14 protein-coding genes are annotated in these 14,455 nt (G+C 64.1%); 12 read left to right on the top strand and 2 right to left on the bottom strand.

Annotation, left to right across the window (positions count from 1 at the left end; translation table 11 throughout):
* Positions 1-192 precede the first annotated feature (192 nt).
* Complete coding sequence (gene lysE / locus H7R73_RS01975; RefSeq protein ID WP_042015435.1) at positions 193-813, top strand: L-lysine exporter; 621 nt, start codon at positions 193-195, stop codon at positions 811-813.
* Positions 814-940: 127 nt separating this feature from the next.
* Entirely contained in the window at positions 941-2,920 is a 1,980-nt protein-coding gene (locus H7R73_RS01980) for a bifunctional 2',3'-cyclic-nucleotide 2'-phosphodiesterase/3'-nucleotidase (protein WP_041214379.1), read from the top strand.
* A gap of 114 nt (positions 2,921-3,034) precedes the next feature.
* Here H7R73_RS01980 and lpxL read toward each other — a convergent pair whose 3' ends face one another.
* Positions 3,035-3,958 (bottom strand): LpxL/LpxP family Kdo(2)-lipid IV(A) lauroyl/palmitoleoyl acyltransferase, encoded by a 924-nt coding sequence (gene lpxL / locus H7R73_RS01985; protein ID WP_010672769.1) that lies wholly within the window; start codon positions 3,956-3,958, stop codon positions 3,035-3,037.
* Positions 3,959-4,206: 248 nt separating this feature from the next.
* Here lpxL and hldE point away from each other — a divergent pair, with 248 nt between their 5' ends.
* Complete coding sequence (gene hldE / locus H7R73_RS01990) at positions 4,207-5,634, top strand: bifunctional D-glycero-beta-D-manno-heptose-7-phosphate kinase/D-glycero-beta-D-manno-heptose 1-phosphate adenylyltransferase HldE (protein WP_103259428.1); 1,428 nt, start codon at positions 4,207-4,209, stop codon at positions 5,632-5,634.
* Between the two features lie 154 nt (positions 5,635-5,788).
* Here hldE and tolC read toward each other — a convergent pair whose 3' ends face one another.
* Positions 5,789-7,114, bottom strand: a complete 1,326-nt coding sequence (gene tolC, locus H7R73_RS01995; RefSeq protein WP_029313618.1) for an outer membrane channel protein TolC — start codon at positions 7,112-7,114, stop codon at positions 5,789-5,791.
* A gap of 306 nt (positions 7,115-7,420) precedes the next feature.
* Here tolC and nudF point away from each other — a divergent pair, with 306 nt between their 5' ends.
* The 9 genes from nudF (at position 7,421) to H7R73_RS02040 (ending at position 14,396) form a co-directional block, all read left to right on the top strand.
* Complete coding sequence (gene nudF, locus H7R73_RS02000; protein WP_182951459.1) at positions 7,421-8,062, top strand: ADP-ribose diphosphatase; 642 nt, start codon at positions 7,421-7,423, stop codon at positions 8,060-8,062.
* A gap of 99 nt (positions 8,063-8,161) precedes the next feature.
* Positions 8,162-8,608 (top strand): DUF1249 domain-containing protein, encoded by a 447-nt coding sequence (locus tag H7R73_RS02005; RefSeq protein ID WP_182951460.1) that lies wholly within the window; start codon positions 8,162-8,164, stop codon positions 8,606-8,608.
* Positions 8,609-8,635: 27 nt separating this feature from the next.
* Positions 8,636-9,454 carry a 3',5'-cyclic-AMP phosphodiesterase gene (gene cpdA, locus H7R73_RS02010; protein WP_039039757.1) on the top strand — a complete coding sequence of 273 codons (819 nt, stop codon included), beginning with the start codon at positions 8,636-8,638 and terminating at the stop codon, positions 9,452-9,454.
* A gap of 9 nt (positions 9,455-9,463) precedes the next feature.
* Positions 9,464-10,051: a YqiA/YcfP family alpha/beta fold hydrolase gene (locus H7R73_RS02015; RefSeq protein WP_103259430.1), complete on the top strand. Its 588-nt coding sequence runs from the start codon at positions 9,464-9,466 to the stop codon at positions 10,049-10,051.
* 2 nt (positions 10,052-10,053) lie between these two features.
* Complete coding sequence (locus tag H7R73_RS02020) at positions 10,054-10,677, top strand: NUDIX hydrolase (protein WP_103259431.1); 624 nt, start codon at positions 10,054-10,056, stop codon at positions 10,675-10,677.
* A 36-nt stretch (positions 10,678-10,713) separates the two neighbouring features.
* Positions 10,714-11,118 carry a GFA family protein gene (locus tag H7R73_RS02025; protein ID WP_043153985.1) on the top strand — a complete coding sequence of 135 codons (405 nt, stop codon included), beginning with the start codon at positions 10,714-10,716 and terminating at the stop codon, positions 11,116-11,118.
* A 171-nt stretch (positions 11,119-11,289) separates the two neighbouring features.
* Positions 11,290-11,532, top strand: coding sequence for a DUF1656 domain-containing protein (locus H7R73_RS02030; RefSeq protein WP_039039819.1), 243 nt, complete (start codon positions 11,290-11,292; stop codon positions 11,530-11,532).
* Entirely contained in the window at positions 11,525-12,391 is an 867-nt protein-coding gene (locus H7R73_RS02035) for an efflux RND transporter periplasmic adaptor subunit (protein WP_069651983.1), read from the top strand. The genes H7R73_RS02030 and H7R73_RS02035 overlap by 8 nt, the downstream gene beginning before the upstream one ends.
* 1 nt (position 12,392) lies before the next feature.
* Positions 12,393-14,396, top strand: coding sequence for an FUSC family protein (locus tag H7R73_RS02040; protein WP_103259432.1), 2,004 nt, complete (start codon positions 12,393-12,395; stop codon positions 14,394-14,396).
* Positions 14,397-14,455 lie beyond the last annotated feature (59 nt).

Below are 14,455 nucleotides of genomic sequence, written 5' to 3' on the forward strand. Positions count from 1 at the left end.
CCCATCCTGCCGCCGATTCTCGGGGCGGGGCTGTGACCCCACAATTGTCAGATCCTGCAATTGACAACCTTCTTTGTGTGGTTTCGGCCCGGTTTTCATCAGTTTTATGAATGCATCAGAAAATGAATGAATTTCTCTGATTACTCGTGCCCCCTTATAGTGCGTTTCTCACTTTCACAGGAACGCATCCCCATGTTCGCCACCACCCTGCAAGGCTTTACCCTCGGCCTTGCCATGATCATCCCCATCGGGGCCCAGAATGCCTTCGTGCTGAGCCGGGGCATTCACCGCAACCACCACCTGCTGACGGCGACCCTCTGCTGCCTGTGCGACCTCGTGCTGATCGGCATCGGGGTGTTCGGCGGGGCCAACCTGCTGGCAGCCAGCCCGATCGGCCTGGCCCTGCTGACCTGGGGCGGCGTGCTCTTCCTCGGCTGGTTCGGGGTGCGCTCCCTGCGCAGTGCCTGGCGCGGCCAGGAGGCGGCCCTGGCGGACTCGCCCCGGTTGATGGGGGTGAAGAGCGTGCTGGCCATGACCCTCGGAGTCACTCTGCTCAATCCCCACGTCTACCTGGATACCCTGATGCTGCTTGGTTCCTTCGGCAGCCAGTTTGCCGAGGAGCTCAGACCCGCCTTCGCGGCGGGGGCCATGCTGGCTTCTCTGGTCTGGTTCTACGGACTGGCGTTCGGGGCGGCGGCGCTTTCCCCCTGGCTTGCCCGGGGCCGGGTGCAGCAAGCCATTGATCTTGTTGTAGGTCTCATCATGCTGGTGCTGGCGGCCAAGTTGGCACTGGGTGCCATATCGGCCTCATGAGGCTATTTTTGTGCCGGGCTTCATAAAAATGAGTCCCGGTGCCATCTGCTGACATATTCGTCTGTTAAATTCCCGGCGCTGGTAAAGCGTTACTCATAATAAAAGGGAAAAAACAGTGAATAACACCATGAAGCTGGGGGCTATTGCCGCCATCGTGCTGCTGTCTGCCTGCAGCAACGAGAATGACAGCAAGGCGCAGCCGGGGACCGTCTCCCTGCGCCTGATCCAGACCTCCGACATCCACTCCAACGTGCTGGGGTACGACTACTACCAGAACAAGGAGGATCGCAAGTTCGGCCTCTCCCGCACCGCCCTGCTGATCCGCGCCGCCCGCGCCGAGAACCCCAACAACCTGCTGCTCGACAACGGTGACCTCATTCAGGGCACGCCGCTGGCGGACTACATCTTCGAGCAGTCCGGTGCCGGCTACCTCGAGAAGCAGGCGCACCCGGTGTTCAAGGCGATGAACGAGCTGGGCTACGACGCGGGCAACCTGGGCAACCACGAGTTCAACTACGGCCTGGACTACCTCGGCAAGGTGCTGGCGGGAGCCGACTTCCCCTATGTGAACGCCAACGTGTTCGAGGCGGGGGCCTTCAAGCGCGATGCCAAGGGGCAAATTGACTGGAGCGGCAACAAGTTCACCCCCTATCTGCTGCTGGAGCGCGAGGTGACCGATGACAAGGGCCAGCGCCAGCGCGTCAAGGTGGGCATCCTGGGTCTGACCCCGCCCCAGGTGCTGCAATGGGACAAGCGCCATCTGGAGGGCAAGGTGGTGGTGGCCGACATGGTCGAGACCGCCAATCACTATGTGCCCGAGCTGCGCGCCAAGGGCGCCGACATCGTGGTGGTGGTGGCCCACACCGGCATCAATGCCAGCAGCTATGAGGCCATGATGGAGAACTCCGCCTGGCATCTGGCCAAGGTGAAGGGGGTGGACGCCCTGATGCTGGGCCACGCCCACAAGAACTTCCCCGGGGACTTCCCGGATCTGCCGGAGGTGGACAACCAGGCCGGTACCCTGAGCGGCATCCCCACCGTGATGCCCGGTTACTGGGGCAACCACCTCGGCATCATCGACCTCAAGCTGGAGCAGGTGGACGGCAAGTGGCAGGTGAAGCAGAGCCAGGCCAGCCTGCGCAAGATAGACGCCAGCGAGGGCAGTGCGGTGGATCAGCGGGTGGTGGACCTGGTGCAGGCGGATCACGACGCCACCAACCAGTGGCTGGACGAGCCGCTCGGCAAGATCACCTCCCCCATCCACAGCTTCTTCGCCCTGGTGCAGGACGACCCCTCGGTGCAGCTGGTGAGCGATGCCCAGCGCCGCCACGCGGAACAGTTGCAACAAGACGGCCTGCTCAAGGAGTCCTACCCCATCCTGTCGGTGGCGGCCCCCTTCCGTGGCGGTCGCAACGGCATCAACGACTTTACCTACGTGGCCCAGGGTGACATCTCCCTGCGCAACGTCTCCGACCTTTACATCTATCCGAACACCCTGCAGGTGGTCGAGGTGAACGGGGCCACCGTCAAGGAGTGGCTGGAGATGAGCGCCGGCCAGTTCAACCAGATCGACACCGGCAAGACAGAGGTGCAGTGGCTGGTGAACGAGAGCTTCCCCACCTACAACTTCGATGTGATTGACGGGGTCAACTATGAGGTGGACATCACCCAGCCGGCCCGCTACAGCAAGGACGGGGTCAAGGTGAGCGACGGCCAGCGCATCAGCGGCCTCACCTTCAACGGCCAGCCCGTGGACCCGGCCCAGAAGTTCTACGTGGTGACCAACAACTACCGCGCCAGCGGCGGCGGCCACTTCCCGGGCATCGACGGCAGCAACATCGTCCATGAAGATCCCTTCGAGACGCGGGAGATCATCGCCCAGTACCTGAAGGCCCAGTCTGCGGACAACCCGGCCGGCTTCAGCCCGGCGGCCAACAACAACTGGCACATGAAGGCCCTGCCCGCCAACGTGGACGTGCGCCTCTACTCCTCGCCGACCGACGAGGCCAAGGCCCTGGCGGGGGCGGATCTGTCGTACCAGTCCACCCTGCCGATGGATGACGCCAAGCACCCCGGCTACGCCATCTACCGCCTGATCCGCCAGTAAGGCAGACGCTGGCAGCCAACAAAAAAGCCCTCGCAGTGCGAGGGCTTTTTCATGGGGCGCGGTGCCATCCTGTCCTGTCGTCTGGACTTGCCCGGTCGACGGGGCGGGAGGGCATCAGTAGTAGCCGGGATCGTCCGGATTGGGGCGGGTCTTGAAGCGGCGGTGCAGCCACATGTACTGCTCCGGCGCCTTGCGCACGGCGGCTTCAATCTCGCGGTTGGCGCGGCTGGCATCCGCCATGTCGTCACCGCTCGGGTAGTCCGCGAGCGGGGCCCCGATATGCAGGGTGTAGCCCTCCCGGGTGCGGATGTTGTAGCAGGGCAGGGTGACGGTGTTCTTCACCCGGGCCAGGGTGGCGGTCCCCGTGATGGTGGCGGCCTGCTCCACCGCGAAGTAGGGCACGAAGACGCTGGCATGGCTGCCGTAGTCGTGATCCGGTGCATACCAGAGGGCGTCGCCGTTGCGCAGCGCCTTGATCATCCCCTTCACGTCCATCCGGTCCACCAGGTATTTGTTGGAGGCGCAGCGACCGTGGTACTGGGCGTACTCCAGCACCGGATTGGTGTTGGGGCGGTAGACGCCGACCCCTGGGCGCACCAGGCCGAAGCAGCGGGCATTGAGCTCAAGGGTGAGGAAGTGGCAGGAGAGCAGCAGCATCCCCTGGCCCTTCTCCATGGCGTTGATGACGTGCTCTTCCCCTTCCACCTTCATCAGGCGGCGCATCCGCCAGTCTGGCCAGAACCAGGCCATGCCCACCTCGAAGATGGCGCAACCCACGCTCTCGAAGTTCTGCACCAGGAGGGCTTCGCGCTCATCCCGGCTGAGCTCGGGCATCGCCAGCTCCAGGTTGCGGCGGGCAATCTTGACGCGGGATTTCAGCAGCTTGCGGGCCAGGGTGCCGAGCTGGCGGCCCAGCCACATCTGGCTGCGCCAGGGCAGCAACACCAGCAGCCAGAGCAGGGAGAGGCCCAGCCAGCTCCCCCAGTAACGGGGATGGAACAGACGGGGTTCGAGGCGGGGAGCGTGTTCTTGGGCCATGAAGAGTCTCTTGTTCGCAAAGGCAAAGGGGGGAGTCCGACCGAACCGGGGGGCCTGTGTGGGGTGGCCCGGCGCGGATGCGGTCACTCGCATGTGGAGGATTCTATCCGAAAAGCGGGGGCGGGCGCGAATCGCCGTCATCTGGTCAGAGGGGGCGTCAGGGGGCAGGGCCGTGCTTTTTTCACGCCCCGGAAAAGAGTGTGATAAAATCGGCCGCTGAATTTTTCAGGTTTTGAGAGCCGATACAGATGAAAATCACCCTGCCCGAGTTTGAAAAAGCCCGCATCCTGGTCGTTGGCGATGTCATGTTGGATCGCTACTGGCATGGCCCTACCGGCCGGATCTCCCCCGAGGCACCGGTCCCCGTGGTCAAGGTCGAGCACATTGAGGAGCGCCCGGGTGGCGCCGCCAACGTGGCGCTCAACTCCGCCGCCCTCGGCGCCCAGGCCGTGCTGCTGGGCCTGACCGGTCAGGATGAAGCCGCCGATGCCCTCGCCAGCCAGATGGCCGGGGTCAAGGTGGCCTGTGATTTCGTGCGCCTGACCGACTATCCGACCATCACCAAGCTGCGGGTGCTGTCCCGCAACCAGCAACTGCTGCGCCTCGACTTCGAAGAGGCCTTCCACGACGTGGATGCCAGCCTGCTGATGGGCAAGGTGGAGCAGGCGCTGCCCCAGGCGGACGTGATGATCCTCTCCGACTACGGCAAGGGCGCCCTCAACGACGTGCCCGGCATGATCCGGCGTGCCCGCGCCGCCGGCATCCCCGTGCTGGTCGACCCCAAGGGGACCGATTTCGAGAAGTACCGCGGTGCCACCCTGCTGACCCCCAACATGTCCGAGTTCGAGGCCGTGGTGGGCAAGGTGAAGGGGGAAGAAGACCTGGTCGCCAGGGGGCTGGAGCTGGTCAAGCGCTTCGAGCTGGACGCTCTGCTGGTCACCCGTTCCGAGAACGGCATGACCCTGATCCGTGAAGGGCAGCCCGAGCTGCACCTGCCGGCCCAGGCCCACGAGGTCTATGACGTCACCGGTGCCGGTGACACCGTCATCTCCACCCTGGCGACTTCCCTTGCCGCAGGCAAGAGTCTGGACGATGCCTGCGCCCTGGCCAACACCGCCGCTGGCATCGTGGTCGGCAAGCTGGGGACCTCCACCGTGAGCCCGGTGGAGCTGGCCAACGCCCTCTACACCGAGCAGGAGACCGGCTTTGGCGTCATGTCCGAGGCCCAGCTCAAGGTGGCCGTCCAGGCCGCCCGTCTGCGGGGCGAGAAGGTGGTGATGACCAACGGCTGCTTCGACATTCTGCACGCGGGTCATGTCTCCTATCTGGCCAATGCGGGCAAGCTGGGGGATCGCCTGATCGTGGCGGTGAACACCGACGAGTCCGTGCGTCGCCTCAAGGGGCCGGGTCGCCCGGTCAACCCGACCGAGCGCCGTATGACTGTGCTGGCGGCCCTGGGTGCCGTGGACTGGGTGGTCCCCTTCAGCGAAGACACGCCCCAGCGTCTGATCGCCGAGATCCTGCCAGACCTCCTGGTCAAGGGGGGCGACTACAAACCCGAAGAGATCGCCGGTTACGCCGAGGTGACCGCCAATGGCGGCGAGGTGCGGGTGCTGAACTTCGAGGACGGCTGCTCCACCACCGACATCATCAAGACCATCCGCGAACGCGGATAAGCGTAAAACCCGGCCAAGGCCGGGTTTTTTGATGGGGCTGCCGGGTCGGTGACATGGCCGCTGCCTGGCAGGCCCCGACCAACGCACTTCCAGCGGCGAACAGAGATGAAAAAGGCGACCCCGGGGTCGCCTTTTCTCATGGTGTGCGCCTGGCTCAGGACTTCTTGGTGACCTGGGCGGCGGGCATCAGACCCTGGTTCACCTCTTCCAGATCCTTCTGCTCCAGGATGCCGGCGGCCTGCTTGAGGGAGAGGATGCTGAGGATGTAGTTGTAGCGGGCCTCGGAGAGCTTCTGCTTGGCCTGATACAGCTTGCGGGTGGAGTCCAGCACGTCGACGATGGTGCGGGTACCCACCTCGTAACCGGCCTCGGTCGCCTTCAGGGCGCTGTCGGCGGAGATGACGGACTGGCTGTAGGCGCGGACCGAGCCGATGCTGGCGTTCACGTTGTTGTAGGAGGAGCGGACCGTGCTCTGCACCGAGCGGAAGCTGCGCTCGAGCTGTTCGCTGGCGGCCACGTAGTTGAACTGTGCCTGCTTGACCTGGGAGGTGGTGGCCCCGCCGGTGTAGATGGGCAGCTTGAAGTTCAGGCCGATGTTGCCCTGATTGCTGTTGCTCTCGGGGTTGCGGATCTCGTCCTTGTAATCGTTGTAACCGGCGTTCAGGCCGGCACCCAGATCCAGGGTCGGTTCATGACCGGTCTTGGCCAGATCGATCTGCTCCTTGGCGATGTCCTTGCCGATGCGGGCGCTGTGCAGCTCCAGGTTCTTGTCCAGGGCCAGCTCCAGCCACTTGTCGGAGTTGAACGCGGTCTTCTGCGGGCTGAAGCGATCGGTGTTGAGCACGTCCAGTTGACGGTGGTCGATACCGGTCAGCTCGCGCAGGCTCTCGTAGCTGTTGTCCAGGGTGTTCTCGGCATTGATCTCGTCCGCCAGCGCCTGATCGCGCTCGGCCTCGGCTTCGTGCACGTCGGTGATGGCGGTCAGGCCCACTTCGAAGCGCTGCTGGGTCTGTTCAAGCTGACGCTCGACCGCGGTCTTGTTGGCACGCACGAATTCCAGGGTATCCATGGCCTTGAGCACGTCGAAGTAGGCCTGGGCGGTACGCAGCATCAGGTTCTGGTACTCGAGGTTGTAGGCCACGTCGGACTGGGTGGCGCTCTTCTCGGTCAGATCCAGGTTGACCCAGTTGCTGCGACGGTAGATGGATTGATCCAGGGTCACGGAGCCGGTAGCGCCCGTGTTGGTCATGGTGTCGTTCTTGTTTTGCAGGTAGTTCAGGCCGGCGCCCAGGTTGATCTGGGGCAGCAGGGCTGCACGGGATTCGTTGATCTTCTCGAAGGCCTGGTCCCGCTTGGCCTTGGATTCCAGCAGCTGGGTGTCCTTGATCTGGGCCTGTTGGTAAATATCGAGCAGGTTTTCGGCATGAGCGGCGCCGCTCACACCCAGCATCACCATGACTGACAAGAGTGTTCTTTTCATATGATAGTTTTAACCTTTTGTATCAACCCAAAGCTGTCCGCTGGATGAAGGGGGGATTGTCACCGACCAAGCTTGATTTCAGCTTAACCACTCTACTATAAGCAGATTTCATTGCGAACTGTCTCTTTTCCAGCTGCGGAAACGTCAAGGTCCGGGGCGAGTTTTCTCGGCAACGCGCCTAGCCAAATGCCCTGTGGCTGCTAAAATCCTTCCCTCATCGTCGGCGAGAGCGAGTGAATGAATGTTCATTCATGCCCCCGAATATTATGGTCAAACCAAGCCAAGTCAAGCTGGCAGGAGTCTCGAATGTCACAGCAAGCCTTGCCTCAAACCTGCCACTACTCCAGCGATGATGTGAAAATTATTGAAAAATCAGCTGGATATAATGGCTTCTTCAAGGTGAATGTCTACCGCCTGCAACACAGGCTGTTTGCCGGTGGCTGGAACGCCCCCATCGTCCGGGAACTGTTCGAACGTGGCCATGCCGCCGCCCTGCTGCCTTATGATCCGGTGCGGGACGAGATCGTGCTGGTGGAGCAGTTTCGCATCGGTGCCATGGAGACCAGCGCCACCCCCTGGCTGCTGGAGCTGGTGGCCGGCATCATCGATGAAGGGGAGACCGCCGAGGCAGTGGTGCGGCGCGAAGCGGTAGAAGAGGCAGGGATCGAGGTGGGACGCTGCGAACACGCCATCAGTTATCTGGTGAGCCCGGGTGGCAGCACCGAGCGCATCGAGGTGTTCGTGGGCGAGATGGATGCCAGTCAGGCCAAGGGGATCCACGGTCTGGCGGAAGAGGGGGAAGACATCCGGGTCCACGTGGTGAGCCGCGAGCAGGCCTATGCCTGGCTCAAAGAGGGGCGCATCGACAATGCCGCCTCCGTCATCGCCCTGCAGTGGTTGGCCCTGAATCACGGCGAGCTGCGGGCACGCTGGTTGGCGGGGCGCTGAGGTGACGCTCGTTCAGACCCGGGTCAGGTGCCCTGTGTCCGACTGGCACACTGTGCAGTGGGTCCACCCTTCATGGACCCTGATTGAGGGAGCCGCGACATGTCATTAGTCCAGAGCCCGATGAAGCGCTATGTGCCTGATTTGATGTCCTTGCAGCGTACCTGCGAGGTCAATTACATGGCGCTGATGAAACTGTTGCCGCCAGGTGGCAGCGTGGGTGCTGAGCGCCGCTATCAGGTCGGCAACGGCCTGCAGTTCCAGCTCACGGTGACAGAGGAGAGCCGCTTCACCAGCCAGGTGATCCTGGCCCAGCACAACCCCGAATTGCCGAGCTACTTGCAAGCCCGGATAGAGATTCGTTTGTATCATGATGTGCGAATAGCGGAAGTGTGTGCGGCGCAACAGATTTCAATGTTGCAACCACGTTATGATTATCCCAATCAAAAAATGCATCACAGGGATGAAAAGGAGCAGGTAAATCTATTCTTGGCCGATTGGTTGAGATTTTGTCTCAAACACGGCACCAGCCTGATTAACATCCTCTAGTCGAACCCATAAAAAAGAAGCGTGATTTTGGAAACAGAGCTACCTCAGGCGCCGGACGGCAGTGTGCGCCTGTTACAGATTACCGATACCCATCTCTTCGCCAGTGCCGAGGGGCGGCTGCTGGCCGTGCCCACGGCGCAGAGTCTGGCCGCCGTGCTGGAGCGGGTGCAGGCCAACGAGCACCCGTTCGATCTCATCCTCGCCACCGGGGATCTCTCCCAGGATCACAGCCCGGAGTCCTACCAGCGCTTCGCCTCCATGATGGCGCCCCTGGCTCGCCCCATCTACTGGTTGCCCGGCAACCACGACGACGGCCCCCTGATGACCGAATACCTCCATGCGGCCGGCATCAGCGAGGCCAAGCAACTGGTGGGGGATCACTGGCAGGTGATCCTGCTGGATACCCAGGTGCGCGGCAAACCCCACGGGGTGCTGGGGGATCACCAGCTGGCGGCCCTGGATCAGGCCCTGCGCCAGCATCCCGAGCGCCACGCCCTCATCGCCCTGCACCATCAGGCGGTGCCGGTGGGCTGCGCCTGGCTGGATCAGCACAACCTCAAGAATGCCGACGACCTGTTCGCCGTGCTGGCCCGCCACCCGCAGCAGAAGACCATCCTGTTCGGCCACGTCCATCAGGAGTTTGACGAGGTGCACCACGGAGTGCGGCTCATCGCCAGCCCCTCTACCTGCATCCAGTTCAAGCCGCTCTCCGACGGTTTCGCACTGGACGAATCCGGCCCGGGCTGGCGCTATCTCACCCTGCACCCGGATGGCCGGGTGGCGAGTCAGGTGTGGCGCCTGCCGCTGGGGCAGTTCGTGCCCGACCCCAATGCCACCGGTTACTGAGGGGTTGCCATGAAGCCCGTCCTGCTCTATCTGCACGGTTTCAATTCATCCCCCGGCTCGGCCAAGGCGCAGCAGATGGCGGCCTGGGTGGCCGAGAACAGGCCCGATATCGAGGTGGTGATCCCGGCCCAGCCCAACACCCCGGCGGCCGCCTGGGCTGCCATCGAGCAGGCCATCGCCGACCTGAAGGCCCGCCACGGTAGCGCCCTGCGACTGGGCGCCGTGGGCAGCTCCCTCGGTGGCTTCATGGCCACGAGAGTGAGCGAGATGTACGGTTGCCGCGCTGCCCTCATCAACCCGGCGGTGCGCCCCCACGAGCTGCTCTGCGACTACCTCGGCCCCCAGACCAACCCCTACAGCGGCGAACGCTATGAACTGCTGCCTGTGCACATGGACGAGCTGAGAGCGCTGGCGGTGCCGGTGACTGCCCCCGAGCGGCTCTGGGTGCTGCAACAGCAGGAGGACGAGGTGCTCGACTATCGCAAGGCGCTGGACGAATACCGCTTTGCCCGTCTCTCCCTGGAGTGCGGCGGCGATCACGCCTTCACAGGCTTCGAGCGCTACCCCGCCCAGATCGTCCATTTCCTCGGGCTCTAGCCGTGCAACCGCCGTTGGCCGCCTTCCTCGAACAGGTGCTGGCCACGGCCCAGGCGGGGCTCACCTACTCCCGGGATCCCTTCGACATCGCCCGCTTCGAGGCGCTGCGAGCGGCCACGGTGACGCTCATCGCCAGCCAGAGCGAGCTGGCTCCCGATGCCATCGGCGACTGGATTGCCCTCGACAGTGGCTATCCTACCCCCAAGCTCGATGTGCGGGCCTTCATTCAGAACGACGCGGGCCATGTCCTGCTGGTGCAGGAGCGCAGTGACGGTTGCTGGACCCTGCCGGGGGGCTGGTGCGACATCGGCGATTCGCCTGCGGACGCCGTGGTGCGGGAAGTGAGCGAGGAGACCGGCCTCGTCTGTCGGGCGGTGCAGCTGCTGGCGTTGTTCGACAAGCTCAAGCATCCCCATCCCCCGCAGTTGCCCCACGCCCACAAGGCCTTCTTCCTGTGCGAGGTGACGGGGGGCGCTCTGCTTACCGACACCGATGAAACCAAAGGGGCGGGGTACTTCCCCATCGACGCCTTGCCCGACCTCTCCCGCCACCGGGTGGTGGCGTCCCAGTTGCGCACCCTGCATGACCATCTGTCGCAGGGGCGGGGGGATACTCTGTTCGATTAACCGGTTCGCAGCCTGACACTGCGGCAAGGAGGCAGCATGATCACACGCATCGGCAATACCCCCATCCAGAAGAAACACAAGGCGAGCTGCCACTGCGGCGCCGTGGTGCTGGAGCTGACCCTGCCGGATGGCGTGGTGGACCCGCGCCGCTGCGACTGCTCCTTCTGTCGGCGGCGAGGGGCCATCGTCGCCTCGGTGCCGCTCTCCGGCATCCGCATCCTGCAAGGGGAGGCGGCGCTTCGCTGCTACCAGTTCAACACCCGCACCGCGAAACACTACTTTTGCAGCGTCTGCGGCATCTACACCCATCACCAGCGCCGATCCAATCCGGCGGAATATGGCTACAACCTCGCCTGTCTGGAGGGGGTCAACCCGTTTGATCTGGGAGAGGTGCCGACCCGCGACGGGGTGCATCACCCGGCAGATACCGTAACCGATTGAACGCGAGGTGACTGCCCCGACGGGTGGCGGGGAGGACGGGCGAGGCGTTGTCGTGCCACTCCCGTGACGACGCCTCAGGGGGTCATCTGCTGGTGTAGCCCCCGCAATGGCTGTGTTAACCTTGCCCTGTCCGTCTCCCGGCGGACCCCGGCCTCTCTCTTCATTTCATCTCTGCCAACAGGGGGCACACCCGTGACGACTGCTTCAGCGCTGCCGGATCTGATCCTCGGGGCCTCGCTCTACTTTCCGCCCCTGTTCAAGGCCGTGCTGCTCGGCCTGCTGGGCTGGCTGCCGCTGCACCATCTGCTGCGGGACTGGCTCTACGGCGGCGAGGTCTGGCACCCCCTGCTGATGGATCTCTCCCTCTTCATCCTCGCCGTCAGCGGCGCCCTATGGATATTGCTACATGGCTAAATCACCCCTTGCGACCCTCAAATACTTCTCCACCCTGCTGGTCTTTGCCCTGGCGCTGGTGTCGCTCTGGTGGCTGTGGAACGACTACATGCAGGGGCCCTGGACCCGGGATGGCAAGGTGCGGGCCGAGCTGGTCAGCATCACGCCCCAGGTGTCGGGCAAGATCGTCAGGATAGGGGTCAAGGACAACCAGCTGGTGAAGGCGGGGGAGCTGCTCTTCACCCTGGATCCCGAGCCCTATCGCATCGCGCTGGACAACGCCAGCGCGGCCCTGGCCAAGGCCAAGTCGGATCTCGACAAGGCGGAGCACGAGGCGAACCGTCGCCAGAGCCTCTCCCGCACCGTCATCTCCGCCGAGGCGGTGGATGAATCCAGGCTCAATGCCCAGGCGATGAAGGCGGCCTATGAGGTGGCCCAAGCCAATCTGGAGCAGGCCAGATGGTCCCTTGCCCGGACCGAGGTCCATGCTGCGAGCGACGGCTACATCACCAACCTGCAGGCCAGGGTCGGCAACTACGCCACCGCCGGGGTGCCCCTGGTGGCCCTGATAGACACCCACTCCTTCTATGTGCAGGGCTATTTCGAAGAGACCAAGCTCAGGCACATCGCCCCCGGCAAACCGGCCGAGGTGGTGCTCTACAGCGGGGATCGGGTACTCAGGGGGGAGGTGGAAAGCATAGGGCGCGCCATTCACGATCAGAGCCTGGAAGGCAGCGAGGGGCTGCTGCTCGACGTCAAGCCGAACGTGCCCTGGGTGCGCCTGGCCCAGCGGGTGCCGGTGCGGATCAGGCTGCTGGCGATTCCCCCGGATCTGGTCTTGATCGCGGGCACGACCTGTACCATCACCATAGGGGACTAGAGTGATCCCCTCGCTCTGGCGCCAGACCCCCTGGGGCAAGGCCAACGGCGGCCAGTGGCGCTATGCCCTGCGCAATGCCCTGGCCATGTGCCTGTCGCTCTGGCTGGCGTTCGTGCTGCAACTCGACTCTCCCTACTGGGCCATGACCTCCGCCGCCGTGGTGAGCTTTCCCACCGTGGGGGGCGTCATCAGCAAGAGCCTGGGGCGGGTGGTGGGCAGCCTCATCGGCGCCATGGCGGCGGTGATGATCACCGGCCTTGGCATCGGTGATCCCTGGCTCTTCAGCCTGCTTATCGCCCTCTGGCTGGGGGGTTGCACCTACATCTCCAACCACCATCAGAACAACGTCTCCTACGGTTTCGCCCTGGCGGGCTATACCGCCGCCATCATCGCCTTCTCCTGCGTCAACCTGACCGACCCGCAACATATCTTCGACATCGCCCAGGCCCGGGTGAGCGAGGTGATCGTCGGCATCCTCTGCGGCGGCCTGATGATGATGATCCTGCCGAGTTTCTCCGATGGCGAGACCCTGCTGGACTCCCTTGGCAAGAGCCAGACCCGGCTGCTGGAACATGCCCAGCTGCTCTGGCTCGGGGAGACGGGCGCCGATGTGCGCACCGCCCACGAGGGGGTGATCGGTCAGATCCTCACCCTGAACGTGCTGCGCATCCAGGCCGTCTGGAGCCACCACCGACTGCGTCGCCACAACCAGTTGCTGAACTATCTGCTCCATCGCCAGCTGAGGATGGTCAGCCTCATCTCGGGGCTGCGCCGCATGCTGCAACACTGGCCAGAGGACGCCGTCGACCCGGCCCCCATGCTGGCCGCCGTGCTGCGGGAGCTGGGACAGGGGGGCTGCGACAAGCTGCGCATTGCCCGCCTGATGGCGCCCTTCGTGGCCCGTTCGGGGGATGATTATCGCTGTCAGGCCTTCTGGCTGCGGCTGCGCCACTTCTGCTGGAGCTACCTGGAGTGTCAGCGCTGGCTGGAAAGGCTGGCCCGCCACGATGGCCAGGAGTGGCCGGCGCCGCCGCGCCACAGCTCTCTGACCAGCCACACCGACGGCCTGGAGGCGGCCTACAACGGGGGGCGTACCTTCCTCTGCGTGATGCTGGGCTGCACCTTCTGGATCCACAGCCAGTGGGATGCGGGCGCCGCGGCCCTGACCCTGCTCGCCATCTGCTGCGTGCTCTATTCCGCCACCCCGGCCCCGGCCAAGGGGGCCCAGACCATGCTCAAGGCCATCGTGCTGCTCAGCTTTATCTGCTTCGGGGTCAAGTTCGGGCTGATGATCCGCATCGACGACTTCTGGATCTTCTGCGCCCTGCTGTTCCCCGCTCTCATCACCCTGCAACTGCTGAAATTGCAGCGACCCCAGGGGGCGGCGCTCTGGGGCCAGCTCATCGTGCTGCTCGGCTCCTTCCTCGCCATCACCAATCCGCCGAGCTACGACTACCTCGCCTTCGTCAACAGCAGCCTCGCGCAGGCATTGGGGGTGATGAGTGCCGGACTGGCGTTCCAGCTCCTGCGACCCAGCTCGGATCGGCGCAAGAGCCGCCGCCTGATGCATCGTCTGCGGCGGGATTTCGTGGACCAGCTGGCCCCGGCCCCGCATCAGAGCGAGGGGGAGTTTGAATCCCGGGTCTATCACGCGGTGAGCCAGCTCAGCCAGAGTCAGGATCAGGGGGCCCGGCTCTGGGTGCTGCGCTGGGGCGTGGTGCTGCTCAATTGCAGCCATATCGTCTGGCAGCTCAGGCTCTGGCGCAGCCGGGATCCGGCCCTCTATCTGGTGCGGGACGGCTGTCTGCGCTGCCTGAAAGGGATTCTGACCGAAGGGGGCGTGCAGCATGAGACCCTGGGGCGTACCCTGGCGGAGCTGGAGCGCATCAGCCAAGGGCTGGGGGAACATGCAGACCCGGCGGCCCGGGCACTGGCGGGGCTGGTGTGGCGACTCCACTGCTCCCTCTCCCAGCTTGTGCAGGCCCTGCCCGGGGAACCCGCCTGATTCCGGGCGGGGAGGCCGGAGCCCCTCTGGATCACCCTTTGCGAGCGCCCCATTTGTCC

It is taken from the genome of Aeromonas sp. WP2-W18-CRE-05 (genome assembly GCF_014168615.1).
GTDB lineage: Bacteria > Pseudomonadota > Gammaproteobacteria > Enterobacterales > Aeromonadaceae > Aeromonas > Aeromonas caviae.

Coding starts and splice junctions, on each gene's coding strand:
- lysE (WP_042015435.1), top strand. CDS start 193: ATGTTCGCCACCACCCTGCAAGGCTTTACCCTCGGCCTTGCCATGATC.
- H7R73_RS01980 (WP_041214379.1), top strand. CDS start 941: ATGAAGCTGGGGGCTATTGCCGCCATCGTGCTGCTGTCTGCCTGCAGC.
- lpxL (WP_010672769.1), bottom strand. CDS start 3,958: ATGGCCCAAGAACACGCTCCCCGCCTCGAACCCCGTCTGTTCCATCCC.
- hldE (WP_103259428.1), top strand. CDS start 4,207: ATGAAAATCACCCTGCCCGAGTTTGAAAAAGCCCGCATCCTGGTCGTT.
- tolC (WP_029313618.1), bottom strand. CDS start 7,114: ATGAAAAGAACACTCTTGTCAGTCATGGTGATGCTGGGTGTGAGCGGC.
- nudF (WP_182951459.1), top strand. CDS start 7,421: ATGTCACAGCAAGCCTTGCCTCAAACCTGCCACTACTCCAGCGATGAT.
- H7R73_RS02005 (WP_182951460.1), top strand. CDS start 8,162: ATGTCATTAGTCCAGAGCCCGATGAAGCGCTATGTGCCTGATTTGATG.
- H7R73_RS02015 (WP_103259430.1), top strand. CDS start 9,464: ATGAAGCCCGTCCTGCTCTATCTGCACGGTTTCAATTCATCCCCCGGC.
- H7R73_RS02025 (WP_043153985.1), top strand. CDS start 10,714: ATGATCACACGCATCGGCAATACCCCCATCCAGAAGAAACACAAGGCG.
- H7R73_RS02035 (WP_069651983.1), top strand. CDS start 11,525: ATGGCTAAATCACCCCTTGCGACCCTCAAATACTTCTCCACCCTGCTG.